Origin of the sequence: Rhodosalinus sp., from assembly GCF_041685465.1 — a bacterium.
GTDB lineage: Bacteria > Pseudomonadota > Alphaproteobacteria > Rhodobacterales > Rhodobacteraceae > Rhodosalinus.
In genome coordinates this window covers 1-14,436 of record NZ_JAWLFS010000026.1, presented here as the reverse complement: position 1 = coordinate 14,436, position 14,436 = coordinate 1, and the positions used below count along the sequence as shown (strand labels likewise).

13 protein-coding genes and 1 tRNA gene are annotated in these 14,436 nt (G+C 70.1%); 4 read left to right on the top strand and 10 right to left on the bottom strand.

From position 1 onward, the window contains the following. Positions 1-148 precede the first annotated feature (148 nt). The 5 genes from ACESL7_RS03190 to ACESL7_RS03170 are packed head-to-tail and all read right to left on the bottom strand — an operon-like array spanning position 149 to position 4,590. Positions 149-880, bottom strand: a complete 732-nt coding sequence (locus ACESL7_RS03190) for an MBL fold metallo-hydrolase (protein WP_372891381.1) — start codon at positions 878-880, stop codon at positions 149-151. A 5-nt stretch (positions 881-885) separates the two neighbouring features. Beyond that, complete coding sequence (locus ACESL7_RS03185; RefSeq protein WP_372891379.1) at positions 886-1,923, bottom strand: ABC transporter ATP-binding protein; 1,038 nt, start codon at positions 1,921-1,923, stop codon at positions 886-888. Further along, on the bottom strand, positions 1,920-2,690 hold the full coding sequence (locus tag ACESL7_RS03180) for an ABC transporter permease (RefSeq protein WP_372891377.1): 771 nt from the start codon (positions 2,688-2,690) through the stop codon (positions 1,920-1,922). Before ACESL7_RS03180 ends, ACESL7_RS03185 begins: the two co-directional genes overlap by 4 nt. Beyond that, positions 2,687-3,538 carry an ABC transporter permease gene (locus ACESL7_RS03175; RefSeq protein WP_372891375.1) on the bottom strand — a complete coding sequence of 284 codons (852 nt, stop codon included), beginning with the start codon at positions 3,536-3,538 and terminating at the stop codon, positions 2,687-2,689. The genes ACESL7_RS03180 and ACESL7_RS03175 overlap by 4 nt, the downstream gene beginning before the upstream one ends. Continuing rightward, positions 3,535-4,590, bottom strand: coding sequence for an extracellular solute-binding protein (locus ACESL7_RS03170; RefSeq protein WP_372891373.1), 1,056 nt, complete (start codon positions 4,588-4,590; stop codon positions 3,535-3,537). The genes ACESL7_RS03175 and ACESL7_RS03170 overlap by 4 nt, the downstream gene beginning before the upstream one ends. 104 nt (positions 4,591-4,694) lie before the next feature. On the opposite strand from ACESL7_RS03170, the gene ACESL7_RS03165 reads away from it, so the two are divergent. The 3 genes from ACESL7_RS03165 to hutC all read left to right on the top strand — a co-directional run bounded on the left by ACESL7_RS03165 (position 4,695) and on the right by hutC (position 7,404). Next, positions 4,695-5,321, top strand: coding sequence for a TetR/AcrR family transcriptional regulator (locus tag ACESL7_RS03165; RefSeq protein WP_372891371.1), 627 nt, complete (start codon positions 4,695-4,697; stop codon positions 5,319-5,321). Further along, complete coding sequence (gene speB / locus ACESL7_RS03160; RefSeq protein WP_372891369.1) at positions 5,318-6,250, top strand: agmatinase; 933 nt, start codon at positions 5,318-5,320, stop codon at positions 6,248-6,250. Before ACESL7_RS03165 ends, speB begins: the two co-directional genes overlap by 4 nt. A gap of 392 nt (positions 6,251-6,642) precedes the next feature. Further along, the gene (hutC, locus tag ACESL7_RS03155) at positions 6,643-7,404 is read left to right on the top strand and encodes a histidine utilization transcriptional repressor HutC (RefSeq protein WP_372891367.1); all 762 of its coding nucleotides are present in this window, start codon (positions 6,643-6,645) and stop codon (positions 7,402-7,404) included. A gap of 12 nt (positions 7,405-7,416) precedes the next feature. On the opposite strand, the gene hutU is transcribed toward hutC, so the two are convergent. Genes hutU through hutI form a run of 4 tightly spaced genes read right to left on the bottom strand, consistent with a single transcriptional unit; the run spans position 7,417 to position 12,610 of the window. Then, entirely contained in the window at positions 7,417-9,090 is a 1,674-nt protein-coding gene (gene hutU / locus ACESL7_RS03150) for a urocanate hydratase (protein WP_372891365.1), read from the bottom strand. Beyond that, the gene (gene hutG, locus ACESL7_RS03145; protein ID WP_372891363.1) at positions 9,071-9,910 is read right to left on the bottom strand and encodes an N-formylglutamate deformylase; all 840 of its coding nucleotides are present in this window, start codon (positions 9,908-9,910) and stop codon (positions 9,071-9,073) included. Before hutG ends, hutU begins: the two co-directional genes overlap by 20 nt. Further along, positions 9,910-11,439 (bottom strand): histidine ammonia-lyase, encoded by a 1,530-nt coding sequence (gene hutH, locus ACESL7_RS03140; RefSeq protein WP_372891361.1) that lies wholly within the window; start codon positions 11,437-11,439, stop codon positions 9,910-9,912. The genes hutG and hutH overlap by 1 nt, the downstream gene beginning before the upstream one ends. Then, the gene (hutI, locus tag ACESL7_RS03135) at positions 11,432-12,610 is read right to left on the bottom strand and encodes an imidazolonepropionase (RefSeq protein ID WP_372891359.1); all 1,179 of its coding nucleotides are present in this window, start codon (positions 12,608-12,610) and stop codon (positions 11,432-11,434) included. Before hutI ends, hutH begins: the two co-directional genes overlap by 8 nt. A gap of 120 nt (positions 12,611-12,730) precedes the next feature. Here hutI and ACESL7_RS03130 point away from each other — a divergent pair, with 120 nt between their 5' ends. Continuing rightward, on the top strand, positions 12,731-14,077 hold the full coding sequence (locus ACESL7_RS03130) for a formimidoylglutamate deiminase (protein ID WP_372891357.1): 1,347 nt from the start codon (positions 12,731-12,733) through the stop codon (positions 14,075-14,077). Between the two features lie 262 nt (positions 14,078-14,339). Here the strand turns inward: ACESL7_RS03130 and ACESL7_RS03125 are convergent. Next, positions 14,340-14,426: transfer RNA gene (locus ACESL7_RS03125), tRNA-Leu, on the bottom strand. Positions 14,427-14,436: the final 10 nt, after the last annotated feature.

Below are 14,436 nucleotides of genomic sequence, written 5' to 3'. Positions count from 1 at the left end.
TCCGCCATGCCGGTTCTCCTTGCGCCTGACGCGCCCGAGACAGGGGCGCACCGGGGGAATGCGCGGCGGCGGGCAGGGTTCCGCCCGGGGACGGCCCCGCGGACGGACCCGAGGAGGGCCCCGAGGACGGCATGGACGGGCGCCGGGCTCAGCCGCGCTCCCTTTCGTCGAGCCAGGCGCGGATGATCGCGCGGTGGCGCGCGGCGCCGTAGCTGGGGAAGTGTCCGCCGTGCACGACGCGCACCGGCAGGTCGTAAAGGCGCACCATCGAGCGGTGATAGTCGGCCGCGTCCGAATGGTAGGTGTCCTCGATCAGCGGGCCGTCGTAGACGATGTCGCCGGAGAAGAGGATGCCGCTTGCGGCCTCCCAGAGCGCGATGCCGCCGGGAGAGTGGCCCGGCGTATGGATCACCTCGAAATGCCTGTCGCCCAGGTCGATCATGTCACCGTCGCGCACGGTGCGGGTGGCCGGCGCGGCGGTGAGGCGGTAGGTCGTCGACTGGTAGGGCGCAGGCGGCAGCCGCTCGAAGATCCCGTCGGTGACGTAAGGATCGGCGAGCGTCGCCGCGTTGGTCGGATCGGCGAGGATGTCGGCCTCGGCTTCGTGCACCACGCGGTCCGCGAACTCGTGGTGGCAGCCGATGTGGTCGAAATGCGTGTGGCTCGCCACCGCCGTCAGGTCGCGCTCCGTCACCAGCGGCACCCAGTCGCGCAAGCTGACAACGCCCATCCCGCTGTCCACCAGCATGTCGCGGTCGCGCCCGCGCACGTGCCAGCAGTTGCAGCGGTAGAAGGGCTGAATGAAGGGCTCCGAGATCAGGGTGACGTCGTCGCCCTTCGTCTCGACGCGGTACCAGTCCTCGGGGCGGGCGCGCTGCATGGGTCTCACTCCTCGGGAAAGACGGCGAGGGAGTCAGGGTCGGCGTGAAGCGTCAACACCGCCCCTTCCTCGGGCAAGGCGTCGGGGGGCAGATGCGCGACGAGGATGAGGTCCGGCGCCGCCTCGGGCACCAGATGCGCGCGGCAGTAGGTGCCGAAGAAGGCCGCGTCCCGCACCCGCGCCGGGCCGATCTGGAAGCGCGCCGGCGCGGGGCTCACCGCCTCGGGGCGCAGGCAGGCGACGAGCGCGCGCCCCGCGGGCGGCGCGGCGGGCACGGGGCCGAAGGGCGTTTCCACCCGGCCCGCGACGGCGCGCGCGGGGATGCGGTTGATCTCGCCCATGAAACCCGCGGCGAAGAGCGTGCGCGGCTCCCGGTAGATGCGGCGCGGCGCGCCCTCGTCCTCGATCCGGCCCGCGTTCATCACCACGATGCGGTCGGCGATCGCCATCGCCTCCTCCTGGTCGTGGGTGACATGCACGAAGGTGGTGCCAACCTGCCGCTGGATGGACTTGAGCTCGTCCTGCATGTTGCGGCGGAGCTTCAGGTCGAGCGCGCCGAGCGGCTCGTCGAGGAGCAGCACCTCCGGCTCCACGGCGAGGCAGCGGGCGAGCGCGACGCGCTGGCGCTGCCCGCCGGAGAGTTCATGCGGGCGCTTGGCGCCGTCCTCGGCCAGCCCGACGAGCGCCAGCATCTCGCCCGCGCGGGACATGCGCGCCCGCTTGCCCACCCCGGCCATGCGCAGCCCGAAGGCCACGTTGTCGGCAAGGCTCATGTGCGGGAAGAGCGCGTAGTCTTGAAACATCGTGGTGGTGGGGCGCCGCGTGGGCGGGACGTGGGTCATGTCCTGCCCGCCGATCAGCACGCGGCCCCCACTCGGCTCCAGAAAGCCGCCCAGCACCGACAGGAGCGTGGTCTTGCCGCAGCCCGAGGGGCCCAGCAGCGTGACGTATTCCCCGGCCGCGATCTCCAGCCGGATGTCGGAGAGCGCCGCGACCGCGCCGAAGCGATGGCTCACGGCCTCCACGGTGACGTTGGCTGTCATCGGCGCCTCCTGAAGATCAGCACTTCGGCGGCCACGACGGCGGTGACCGAGACGAGAAAGACGACGCTGCCGATGGCGTTGAGCCGCGGCGAGAGCCCCGAGCGCAGCAGCGACCAGATTTCCACGGGCAGGGTCACGTCGAAACGGGTGAGCAGGAAGGCGATGATGAACTCGTCCCAGCTGAGCGTGACGGAGAGGAAATAGGAGGCGAGGATCGCGGGCGCGAGCATCGGCACGGTCACGAGGCGGATCACGTCGAATTCGCCCGCGCCGAGGTCGCGCGCCGCGCGCTCGGCGCTCTGCTGCTGCGCGCCCATCGCGGCATAGATGATCGCGAAACAGATCGGCAGGTTGATGACCACATGCCCGATCCCGGCCGTCCAGAGCGAGAGGCCGAGCCCCACCTGCTGCACCACGATCAGCAGGCCCAGCCCGACGATCAGGTAACTCACCGTCAGCGGCGCGATCAGCAGCGCGCGCAGAAAGACCGTCCCCGGCACCACGTGCCGCGCCAGCCCGTAGGCGGCGAGAAAGCCCAGCGTCACCGCCACGGCCCCCTGCCCCGCCGCCACCACGACGGAGTTCAGGAGCGCCGCGGTCAGGTCGTCGTCCGAGAGTACGCCCGCGTACCAGCGCAGGCTCGGCCCCTCGAAGGGCGGCACCGGGAGCGTGCCGTCCTGAAAGGAAAAGAGCACCAGCACGCCGACCGGCAGGTAGATGAAGGCGAAGGCGGCGGCGAGATAGAGCCAGGGCAGCACGCGCGTCACAGCCGGTCGATCCGCAGCCAGCGGGCGACGCCCAGATAGGCGAGCGTCACGAGGCCCATGAGCACGATGGCGAGCGCCGAGGCGAGGGGGAAATCCGCGCGCCGCCCGAGCTGCACCATGATGACCTGCGGCACCGTGAGCTCGTTGTTTCCGCCGAGAATTTCGGGGGTGATGTAGTCGCCGATGCAGAGCACGAAGGTGAGAAACGCGCCCGTCGCGATCCCCGGCAGGGTGAGCGGCAGGATCACGTGCCGGAAGGTCTGAAAGGCGTTCGCGCCGAGGTCCATCGCCGCGCGGCGGTAGTTGGGCGAGAGCTGCACGAGGTTGGCGTAGATCGTCAGCGTCAGCAGCATGACGAAGAAATGCACGAAGCCGGTCACGGTGGCGATCCGCGTGTTGGCGAGCGTCACGGGCTCGGCGATCAGCCCCAGCGTCATCAGCGTCTGGTTCACCACGCCTTCCCGCGCGAGCACCAGAAGCCACGCGTAGGAGCGCACGACGTAGGAGGTCCAGAACGGCAGGATCGCGAGCAGGAGCGCCAGCCGCTGCCAGCGCGCCGGCACGCGGAAGGCGATGATCCACGCCAGCGGATAGGCCAGCAGCACCGAGACGACGGTGACGGTCAGCGTGATCTCGACCGAGACCAGCACCGCCCGCCAGAGATAGCGCTTCTCGGCGAGCTCGAGGTAGTTGTCGGGGTGAAGCCCCCAGATCAGCGTGCGCCCGTCCAGCGTGGCGAGGCTCATCACGGCCATCACCACGAAGGGGACGACGAAGAAGGCCGCCGTCCAGAGAAGGGCCGGGGCGGCGAAGCCCCAGCCCTTCCGACTGTCCGCGCGCGCGCTCACTGTTGCAGCGTATCCAGCCAGAGGTCCTGCATCTCGATGTCGAGATCCGTGTCGGGTGCCGGGTAGAGCTGCGAGTTGGCGAGATAGGCTTCCTGATCGTCCCAGCGCAGGACGTCTTTCTGCGCCTGCGTCAGATGCTCGCCCGCCTGCGCGTTCGCCGGCATCCCCCAGAAGCAGGAGGAGGTGGCGAGCCGCGCCTGCCCCTCGGGGCTGACGATGTATTTCACGAACTCCAGCGCGAGGTCGGGCTTCTCGCTGTCGGCGAGCACGCCGATCGACTGCGACCAGCGCACCGCGCCCTGCTCGGGGATCGTCCAGGTGAGCTCGGGCTGTTCCTCGGCGAGGACGGCCGTCAGCCATTCGCCCCCGCCCACGACGATGTCCACCTCGCCGGTGGCGAGCGCCGTCTGGCTTGCCACCACCCCGCCGACCGAGGCCGCGGCGGCGCGCATCTCGGACATCACGGTGCCGATCGCGTCGAGATCGTCCTCGCCGATCCCGGCGGTGTCGATGCCCGCCGAGAGCGCGGCGAGGCCCATCACCGGCAGGTAGTAGTCGTAGATCGTCAGCCGGCCCGCGTAATCGTCCGACCAGACGGTGGAGAGGTCCTGCATGTCCGCGGGATCGACGGCCTCGGAGTTGTAGGAGATCGTGTTGTAGCCGAACTTCTCGGTGACCGCGTAGGTCGTGCCGTCGGCGGAGTTGTTCTCCTTCATCACCACTTCGGGGAAGAAGTCGTCCTCGGGAAGCTCCTCCTCGGGCAAGGGTGCGAGGATGCCGGCCTCCACCGCGCGGAAGACGTCGATGCCGTCGATCACCAGCACGTCCCAGTCGCCCGGGCGCGACTGCTCCAGCAGCGCGAGCGCGGCGCCGGTGCCCTCGTATTCGCGCAGGTTCACGGTGACGTCGTGTTCCTGCTCGAAGGGCTCGATCAGCTCCGGGTCGGTGTGGTCGCACCAGACGAGGGCATTCAACTCGTCCTGCGCGGCGGCGGCACCGGCCGCGAGGGTCAACACGGTCGTGCCCAGAAGGCGGGCGGTCGCGGTCATCATCTTCGTCTCTCCTGTTGCATGTCGTTTTGGAAAAAAGTTGAACTCGCTCATCTTTGCAGTCAACACTAAAGATGAGTTCGCTCAAGGGAGTTTGGCGCGCGCCCATGGCCGGATTGCGGGAAAGACAGAAGGCCGACCGCGAAAAGCGCATTCTGCAGGCAGCGGTGACGCGCTTCCGGGCGGATGGCTACCGCGCCGTGCGAATCGAGGACCTCGCCGAGGCGGCCGAGGTCTCGGTCGGCACCGTCTACAATTACTACCGCACCAAGGGCGACATCCTGATCGCCACGGTGACGATGGAGGTCGAAGAAGTGCTCGACGAAGGCGAGGCGCTTGTCGCCAACCCGCCCGAAGGCGTGGCCGATGCGATCCTGACCCTGATCTTCGGCTACTACGACCACTCCCTCGAATATCTCTCCAAGGAGATGTGGCGCCGCGCCATGGCCCTGTCGATCGAGGCGCCCGAGACGCCGAACGGCCGGCGCTACCTCGACCTCGATCGCCGCCTCGCCGGGCAGGTCACGGCGCTCCTCGAGACGCTTCAGGCCCGCGGCGCCGTACGCGCCGACATCGACCCCGCGACCATCGGACAGTTGCTCTTCAACGATCTCAACATGGAGTTTATCGAGTTCGTGAAGAACGAGGAGATGACACTGGCCGCGCTCCGCGACCGCGTGGCCGCGCAGATCCGCCCCCTCGCCCGCCTGATCGCCACCAAGGAGGAGCCATGACGCGCTTCAACCAGCCGCTCGGCGGCAACGCGATGCCCCGCTTCGGCGGCCCCGCCACCATGATGCGCCTGCCCGCGCAGGAGACGGCAGAGGGCCTCGACGCCTGCTTCGTGGGCATCCCGATGGACATCGGAACGTCGAACCGGCCCGGCACGCGCCTCGGCCCCCGCCAGATCCGCGACGAAAGCCGCATGCTGCGCCCCTACAACATGGCCACCGGCGCCGCGCCCTTCGATCGCATGCAGGTGGCCGACATCGGCGACGTGCCGGTCAATACCTTCGACCTGAAGAAGTCGGTCGGGATCATCGCCGATCACTACCGCCAGATCCTCGACCACGGCGCGGTGCCGCTCACGCTCGGCGGGGATCACACGCTGACATGGCCGATCCTGCGCGCGATGAAGGAGCGGCACGGGCCGGTCGCGCTCATCCACGTGGACGCGCATGCCGACATCAACGAGGCGATGTTCGGCGAGGCAGAGGCGCATGGCACCCCCTTCCGCCGCGCCTGGGAGGAGGGCTGCCTGCTGAACGACCGCGTGTTTCAGATCGGGCTGCGCGGCACGGGCTACGCGCCCGAGGATTTCGACTGGGGCCGGTCGCAGGGCTGGACGGTCGTGCAGGCCGAGGAGCTCTGGTACCGCTCCGCCACGCCGCTGATGGAGCAGGTCCGCGCAACCATGGGCGACGCGCCGGTCTACCTGTCCTTCGACATCGACAGCCTCGACCCGGCCTTCGCCCCCGGGACGGGCACGGTGGAGCCGGGCGGCCTTTCGACCTGGCAGGCGCTCGAGATCGTGCGCGGATGCGCCGGCCTCAACCTCGTGGGCTGCGACCTCGTCGAGGTCTCGCCGCCCTACGACCCCTCCGGCAACACGGCGCTCATCGCCGCGAACCTCCTTTACGAGATGCTCTGCGTGCTGCGCTGAGGTCCGGCCGACCGGGACGCGCCGCCGGTCACCACCTCCCGGGTCCGCGGCCTCCGGGTCCGGATGTACTCGCAGGATCCGCCGGAGAGAGGCGCGCGGCGCAGTCGGTGAATGCAGCGCCGGGGCGTCGACCATCGAGGGGGCGCACCGCGACGCCGGAGCGCGACAGGGGCCGGTCGGTTCGTCGCCGGAGCGCCACCATGCGACCGTCAACGAACACCGCGGGACGGCCCCCTTTCCCGCCGACGCGCGGGCGTCGTGCCGGCGCCGAGGGGACGCAGCCTCTGCGGGGCTTGCGATCCCTGCGCGGTCCCTGCGCCGCGCCTCGCGGGCGACCTCGCGAAGCGGCGCGATCATGTCTATACAAAGGGGCAAGTAGCGGCGAGGCCCAAGTGACGAAGAGCGACGCGCGACCGCGCCATTCCCAGATCCTCGACGAGATCCGCGCCCTGATCGTCGAGGGCCACTGGCCGCCGGGGCACCAGCTTGCCCGGGAAACCGAGCTCGCCGAGCAATACGGCGTATCGCGGATGACGATGAACAAGGCGCTGACGCAGCTTGCGCAGGAGGGGTTCCTCATCCGCAGGAAGCGCCGCGGCACGGTGGTGGCCGAGGCGCGCTCGCAGTCGGCGGTGCTGGAGATCAACATCGTCGCCGACGAGGTCGCCGCGCTCGGAAAGCGCTACGCCTGGCAGCTCCTGGAAAGCGAGACGCGGACGCTCGCGCCCTTCGAGCTGCGCCTCCTGGGGGCGCAGCCTGGATCGGTCCGCGACCGGGTCCTTGTCCTTCAGGGGCTGCATTACGCCGATGACGCGCCGTTCTGCCTCGAGACGCGGGCGATCAACCTTGCCGCGGCGCCCGACGCCGAGACCGTCGATTTCACGGTCGACGTCCCGGGCAATTGGCTTCTGCGCTCCTTGCCATGGACTACGGCGCGCCATTCGGTGCGCGCCATCAATGTGACCGGCGACGATGCAAGGCTTCTCGACCACGCGGCGGGCACGGCCTGTCTCGAGATCCTGCGCAAGACCGAGATCGGCGACACCTGGGTCACCCATGCCCGTCTGATCTACCCCGGGGAGACCTATCAGCTCACCGCCGAGTTCGAACCCCGCGCCGATGCCGTCAAGGGGTCGGGCCGGACGAAGCCCTGAGCGCCCCCGGGCTCAGGTCGCCGGGATGCGCGGCAACCGCAGCCCGTGTTCCTTCGCACAGGCGATCGCGTCCTCGTAGCCTGCATCGGCGTGCCGCCAGACGCCCGATGCCGGGTCGTTCCAGAGCACCCGTTCGAGACGCGCCGCCGCTTCCGGCGTGCCATCGGCGCAGATCACCATGCCCGCATGCTGTGAAAAGCCCATGCCCACGCCTCCGCCATGATGGAGCGACACCCAGGTCGCGCCCGAGGCCGTGTTGACGAGCGCGTTGAGCAGGGGCCAGTCGCTCACGGCGTCCGAACCGTCCTTCATCGACTCGGTCTCGCGGTTGGGGCTCGCGACCGAGCCGCTGTCGAGATGGTCGCGCCCGATCACCACCGGCGCCTTCAACTCGCCCGAGGCGACCATCTCGTTGAACTTGAGTCCCGCGCGGTGCCGGTCGCCCAGACCGATCCAGCAGATCCGCGCGGGCAGGCCCTGAAAGTCGATCCGCGCGCGGGCCATGTCGAGCCATTGGTGCAGGTGCGCGTTGTCGGGAAACAACGCCTTCATCGCCGCGTCGGTCCGGTAGATATCCTCGGGGTCGCCGGAGAGCGCGCACCACCGGAAGGGACCGATCCCGCGGCAGAAAAGCGGGCGGATACAGGCCGGCACGAAGCCCGGGAAGGCGAAGGCATTCTCCAGCCCTTCCTCCCATGCGACCTGCCGGATGTTGTTGCCGTAGTCGAGGACCGGCACGCCCGCGTTCCAGAAATCGACCATCGCCGCCACGTGGACCCGCATCGCCGCGCGCGCGGCGGTCTCGACGGCCTTGGGCGCGCTTTCCTGCTTCGCGCGCCATTCCGCGACACTCCAGCCCTGCGGCAGATAGCCGTGCAGCGGGTCGTGGGCGCTCGTCTGGTCGGTCACGATATCGGGACGGACCCCGCGCCGGGCGAGTTCGGCAAAGACATCCGCGGCATTGCCGAGAAGCCCCACGGACCGCGCCTCACCCGCGCGCGTCCAGCGGTCGATCATGGCGAGGGCGTCGTCCAGATCGGTGGCCCTCTCGTCGAGGTACCGGGTGCGCAGGCGAAAATCGATCCGGGTTTCGTCGCATTCGACCGCGAGGCAGCAGGCCCCGGCGAAGACCGCCGCGAGCGGCTGCGCCCCGCCCATGCCGCCGAGGCCCCCCGTCAGGATCCAGCGCCCGGCCAGATCGCCGCCGTAATGCTGGCGCCCGGCCTCGGCGAAGGTCTCGTAGGTGCCCTGCACGATGCCCTGGGTGCCGATGTAGATCCAGGATCCGGCCGTCATCTGGCCGTACATCATCAACCCCGCCTTATCGAGCGCGTTGAAATGGTCCCAGTTGGCCCAGTTGGGCACGAGGTTGGAGTTGGCGATCAGAACGCGCGGGGCATCCGGATGTGTGCGGACGACGGCGACCGGTTTGCCCGACTGCACGACAAGCGTCTCGTCGGATCCGAGGTCGGTCAGGGCGGCGACGATGCTGTCGAAATCCTCCCAGGTGCGGGCGGCGCGGCCGATCCCGCCATAGACGACAAGCTCGTGGGGATTCTCCGCGACGTCCGGGTGCAGGTTGTTCATCAGCATCCGCAGCGCCGCCTCGGTCTGCCAGTTCCGTGCCGTGAGGTGCGGCCCCGTGGGCGGAAAGACGTCGCGCTGGTTATGACGCGGGTCGCGCATATCGGGATCCCTTGGTGTCGGCACCGGCGCGGACGGCGCTCGCCGCGTCGAGGATTGCCTGAAGAATATCGGAAAGCTGCGCGCGCAAGCTCACGGAGAGATCGGGCGAGAGCGCAAAGGGAGGAGCCTCGCAGGCGAGATGCGTGCGCTGCGCCAGCTCCATCTGGATGGCGTGGATGCCGTTCTCGGGTTTGCCGTAGTGGCGGGTCGTCCATCCGCCCCGGAACCGGCCGTTGACCACCGTCGTGCGGCCGGTTGCGAGGCAGGCGTCACGCGCCGCGGCCTCGATCGCGGGCGCGCAGGTCGCGCCGAGATCGGTGCCGATGTTGAAGTCCGGCAGAACACCCTCGAAGAGCCATGGAATCTCCGAGCGGATGGAGTGGCAGTCGTAAAGGACCGCGTAGCCGTGGCGCGCCTTCACCCGGTCGAGCTCGCCGGCGAGGGCGGCATGATAGGGGGCGTGGCAGGCCGCGAGGCGGCGTGCGGTGTCCGCCGCGCCCGGCTCCATGCCGTCGCGCCAGATCGGCACGTTGTCGAAGGTCGTCAGCGGGACCAGGCCGGTCGTGGACCGGCCGGGATAGAGGGTCCGGCCGGTGGGATCGCGGTTCGCGTCGATCACGTAGCGGTGGACGGTCGCGGCGACGCAGGTCGCCCCGGGGACGAGGTCGGCGTACAGCCGGTCGATGTGCCAGTCGGTGTCGCGCAGCACGCGACCTTCGTCGTTGAGCGCCGCACGCACCGCCTCGGGCACATGGGTGCCGGCGTGGGGGAGGCCCAGGACAAGAGGGCTGTCGCCCCGCGTGATCCGGACCGGCTCCATCAGGCGACCTCGGGCAGGACGTCCGCCAGCGGGCCGGCGAGGTGTCCGCCGGCGACGAGGGCGGCCGCGGCATCGAGATCGGGCGCCAAGTAGCGGTCTTCGGACAGCTCCGCGACCGCCTCCCGCAACACCGCGATCGCGGTGGCGAGCCTCGGCGATGTCGTCAGAGGCCGGCGCAGCGCGATGCCCTGCGCCCCGGTCAGCGCCTCGATGCCGACAATGCAGAAAAGGTTCGCCGTCATCGGCACGAGCCGCCGCGCGCCGTGGCACGCCATCGAGACATGGTCTTCCTGATTGGCCGAGGTCGGCGTCGAATCCACCGAAGCCGGATGGGCCAGTTGCTTGTTCTCGCTCATCAATGCAGCGGATGTCACCTCGGCGATCATCAGCCCCGAATTCAGGCCCGGGCCGGGGCTCAGAAACGCCGGCAGCCCGAAGCTGAGGGCCGGGTCGACCAGCATCGCGATCCGCCGCTGGGTGATCGCGCCGATCTCGGCCACCGCCAGGGCGATCTGGTCGGCGGCGAAGGCCACCGGCTCGGCATGGAAGTTCCCGCCCGAGACGACCGCGCCATCGCTGAGGACAAGCGGATTGTCGGTCGCGGCATTCGCCTCGATCCCGAGCGTGACCGCGCTCTGGCGCAGAAGGTCGAGGCAGGCACCGGTGACCTGGGGGTGGCATCGCAGGCAATAGGGGTCCTGCACCCGCTCGTCGCCCTCGACATGACTGTCGCGGATGACCGAGCCGTCGAGGATGGCCCGCAGGCTCGCGGCCACCTCGATCTGCCCGGCATGACCGCGCAGGTCGTGAATCTCCGGAGCGAACGGCGCGGTCGAGCCCATCGCCGCATCGGTCGACATCGCCCCTGTCACGAGCGAGGTGCGCAGCGCGCGTTCGGCGCGGAAGAGCCCCGCGAGCGCCAGGGCGGTCGAGACCTGGGTGCCGTTGATCAGCGCGAGCCCCTCCTTGGCCGAGAGGTCCAGCGGCGAGAGCCCCGCCCGCGTCAGCGCCGCGCGTGCCGGCAGGCGCGCGCCCTCGAAGGTCGCCTCCCCCTCCCCGATCATCGCCGCGGCCATGTGCGCGAGCGGGGCCAGATCGCCCGACGCGCCGACCGAGCCCTGCCCGGGGATAACCGGAAGCACGCCGCGGCGCAGCATCGCCTCCATCAGCGCGATCACCTGCGGGCGCACGCCCGAGGCCCCGCGGCCGAGCGACATCAGCTTCAGCACCATGACGAAGCGCACGATCTCCGGTGCCAGCGGGTCGCCCACGCCGCAGCAATGGCTGAGGATCAGGTTGCGCTGGAGCTGCGCGACATCCGCCGCCTCGATCCTGATCGAGGCGAGCTTGCCGAACCCGGTGTTCACGCCGTAGACCGGCCTGTCGCCGGCGGCGACCTCGGCGATACGTGCCGCCGACCGGTCGATGCCGGGGCTTGCCTCCGCATCGAGCGCCACGTCGCAGGAGCCCCGGTAGATCCGAGCGAGGGTGGAAAGCGGGACCGACCCGGGCGTCAGCGTTTCAACCATCGGGCATCCCCCGGAACACCCGGCGATGGATCGGGTTCAGCCCCGCCCGCCCCACGAGTTCGGCCGGGCGTTCGGCGTCCCAGAGCGTGAAATCGGCCGACAGCCCCGGTGCGAGCCGACCCGTTTCCTCCCGCAGGCCGAGCGCACGCGCGGCGTTGCCGGTGACCCCGTCGAGGCACTCGCGCACGGTCATGCCGAAGAGCACCGCGCCCATGTTCAGCGTCAGAAGAAGCGAGGAGATCGGCGAGGAGCCTGGGTTGCAATCGGTGGCCAGCGCCATCGGCACGCCGGCCGCACGAAGCGCGGCGACCGGCGGCGCCTGGGTCATGCGCAGCATGTAGAACGCCCCCGGCAGCAGAACCGCGACGCTGCCCGAGGCCGCGATGGCGGCGATGTCCTCCGGGGCGGCGTGTTCGAAATGATCGACCGACAAGGCGCCGTATCGGGCGGCGAGGAGGGCGCCGCCCGACCGGGTCAACTGCTCGGTGTGAAGCCTGACCGGAAGACCGAGGGCGGCTGCCCGGGCAAAGAGCGGCTCGATCTCCCCGGGCGAAAAGGCCAGTCCCTCGCAGAAGGCATCCACGGCGTCGACGAGCCCCTCCGCCACCGCCGCGTTCAGCCCCGCGATGGCGACGTCGCGAATGTAATCGGCCTTGTCCCCGGCCGCGTCGGGGGGCATGGCGTGCGCCGCGAGCCAGCTGGTGCGGATGCGCACCGGCCGCAGGCTTTCGATCCGCCGCGCGGCCCGCAGCATGTCGAGTTCCGGCTCGATCGCGAGCCCGTAGCCGGACTTCACCTCGATGGTCGACACGCCCTCGGCCAGAAGCGCATCGACCCGCGGCAGGGCCGCCGCCACGAGGCCGTCGGCATCCAGCGCCCGGGTCGCGCGCATCGTCTCGACGATGCCGCCACCGGCCCGCGCGATCTGCTCGTAGCTCGCCCCCTCGAGTCGCATCTCGAATTCCGCGGTCCGGTCACCGCCGTGGACGATATGGCTGTGACAGTCGATGAAGGCGGGGGTGACGAGCCGCCCCCCGCAATCGACCACCTCGGCCTCCGATGCCGTCAGCCCGGGGCCGACGCCCGCGATCCGGCCGCCCGCGACGGCGATATCGACCGGCGCACCGGCCCCGCAGGCGCGGGCATTCTTCCAGATCGTGTCGATGGCCATGGGCGGTCCGCGGGAGTCGGCTATGCAAGCTGGGCTGAATAAGTATAGACATAACAGGAATGGCCTGTGAAGCCGGAAAGTCGCCACGACACGTCACGCACCGGGACCGGGGGACAACGGATGATCTTCGCGAAACGCGCACTCCTGCCCGGCGGATGGGACAGCGGGGTCCGGGTGCTGGTGGACGATGGCCGAATCTCGAAGGTCCAGACCGCAACGACCGCGGCACCCGGCGACTCGATCGTCGATTGCCTTCTGCCGGGGATGGCCAACGTCCACAGCCATGCGTTCCAGCGGGGGGTCGCGGGGCTTGCGGAGGGGCGGCGCGCCGGCCGCGAGAGCTTCTGGACGTGGCGGGAAACGATGTACCGCTTCGCGCTCTCGGTGGACCCGGATGCGGTGCAGTGCCTCGCCGAAATGGCCTACGTGGAAATGCTGGAAGCGGGTTTCACCCGTGTGGGCGAGTTCCACTATCTTCACCGCGCCCCCGATGGGCGGCCCTACGACGATCCCGCGGAACTCACCGCACGCATCTTCGCCGCGGCGGCCGCGACCGGGATCGCCCTGACGCATCTGCCGGTGTTCTATGCCCACGGCGGTTTCGGGCCGGCCCCCGCGAGCGACGGGCAGCGCCGCTTCCTGCAGTCCGTCGACAGCTTCGTCGATCTCGTCGCGGCGGCCGACCGCTTGGCGAGACGGGGCGGGGACCGGGTCGGCTATGCGCCGCACTCCCTGCGCGCCGCCTCCGAGGCGGACCTCGCGATGCTCGCGGCAGCCTTCCCGGACCGCGTCGTGCACATCCACGTCGCCGAACAGGAACGGGAAGTCGCCGATTGCCTCGCCTTTTCAGGCGAGCGCCCGGTGGCGTGGCTGGCCGCCCGGGTCGCGCTCGACGCGCGGTGGTGCCTGATCCATGCCACGCACATGACCGCGGCCGAGGTGCGGACCGTGGCACGTTCCGGCGCGGTGGCGGGGCTCTGCCCGGTCACCGAGGCCAACCTCGGCGACGGGGTCTTCGAGGCGCCGGACTATCTTCGGGCGGGCGGGCGACTCGCGGTCGGCACCGATTCCAACATCCGGATCGACCTTGCGGAGGAGTTGCGGACGCTCGAATACGGCCAGCGCCTGACCCGCCGGGCGCGCAACGTTCTGGCCGAAGACGGCGGATCGACCGGCCGGAGGCTCTTCGACGCCGCCGCCTTCGGCGGTGCGCAGGCGCTGGGCGCGGAGCCACCCGAGATCGCGTCCGGCCGTCCGGCCGACCTCGTCGGTCTGACCGATCCGCATCGACTGCCCGGGGGGGGCGACCGCCTGCTCGACCGCTGGATCTTCGCGCGCGACGTCTCGGTCTCCGATGTCTGGGCCGCTGGCGTGCATGTCGTCAGCGGCGGCGCGCATGTCGCCCGCGCGCAAGTCGCGGATCGGTTCGGGGCGACGCTGCGACGTCTGCTCGACGGGGCGCTCTAGCAGCGGCGGCAACCCGGACGCGGCCGCGAGACCCTGTGCCCGCTCCCGCCTCATCCTGAACCGCGCCCCACGCGCGCGGTTCAGGATGAGGCGGCGCCCGATTGCGGGCTCGGCAACACGCATCCCTGTCTCGGAGGGATGGACGGCACCGACGCGCCCCGGGGACCGCAGGAGGCATGGCATACCGCGATACGTGCCCCTGGCGGAGCCGGGGTACCGGCGCCTGGACGGCCGTTACTGATCACGATGGGAGACTACGAGATGGTGCGGTCGAGAAGACTCGAACTTCCACGGGTTTTACCCCACAGCGACCTCAACGCTGCGCGTCTACCAATTCCGCCACGACCGCACGCCGCTGG

Coding starts and splice junctions, on each gene's coding strand:
- ACESL7_RS03190 (WP_372891381.1), bottom strand. CDS start 880: ATGCAGCGCGCCCGCCCCGAGGACTGGTACCGCGTCGAGACGAAGGGC.
- hutI (WP_372891359.1), bottom strand. CDS start 12,610: ATGGCCATCGACACGATCTGGAAGAATGCCCGCGCCTGCGGGGCCGGT.
- ACESL7_RS03170 (WP_372891373.1), bottom strand. CDS start 4,590: ATGATGACCGCGACCGCCCGCCTTCTGGGCACGACCGTGTTGACCCTC.
- ACESL7_RS03165 (WP_372891371.1), top strand. CDS start 4,695: ATGGCCGGATTGCGGGAAAGACAGAAGGCCGACCGCGAAAAGCGCATT.
- ACESL7_RS03185 (WP_372891379.1), bottom strand. CDS start 1,923: ATGACAGCCAACGTCACCGTGGAGGCCGTGAGCCATCGCTTCGGCGCG.
- ACESL7_RS03130 (WP_372891357.1), top strand. CDS start 12,731: ATGATCTTCGCGAAACGCGCACTCCTGCCCGGCGGATGGGACAGCGGG.
- hutH (WP_372891361.1), bottom strand. CDS start 11,439: ATGGTTGAAACGCTGACGCCCGGGTCGGTCCCGCTTTCCACCCTCGCT.
- hutG (WP_372891363.1), bottom strand. CDS start 9,910: ATGGAGCCGGTCCGGATCACGCGGGGCGACAGCCCTCTTGTCCTGGGC.
- speB (WP_372891369.1), top strand. CDS start 5,318: ATGACGCGCTTCAACCAGCCGCTCGGCGGCAACGCGATGCCCCGCTTC.
- hutU (WP_372891365.1), bottom strand. CDS start 9,090: ATGCGCGACCCGCGTCATAACCAGCGCGACGTCTTTCCGCCCACGGGG.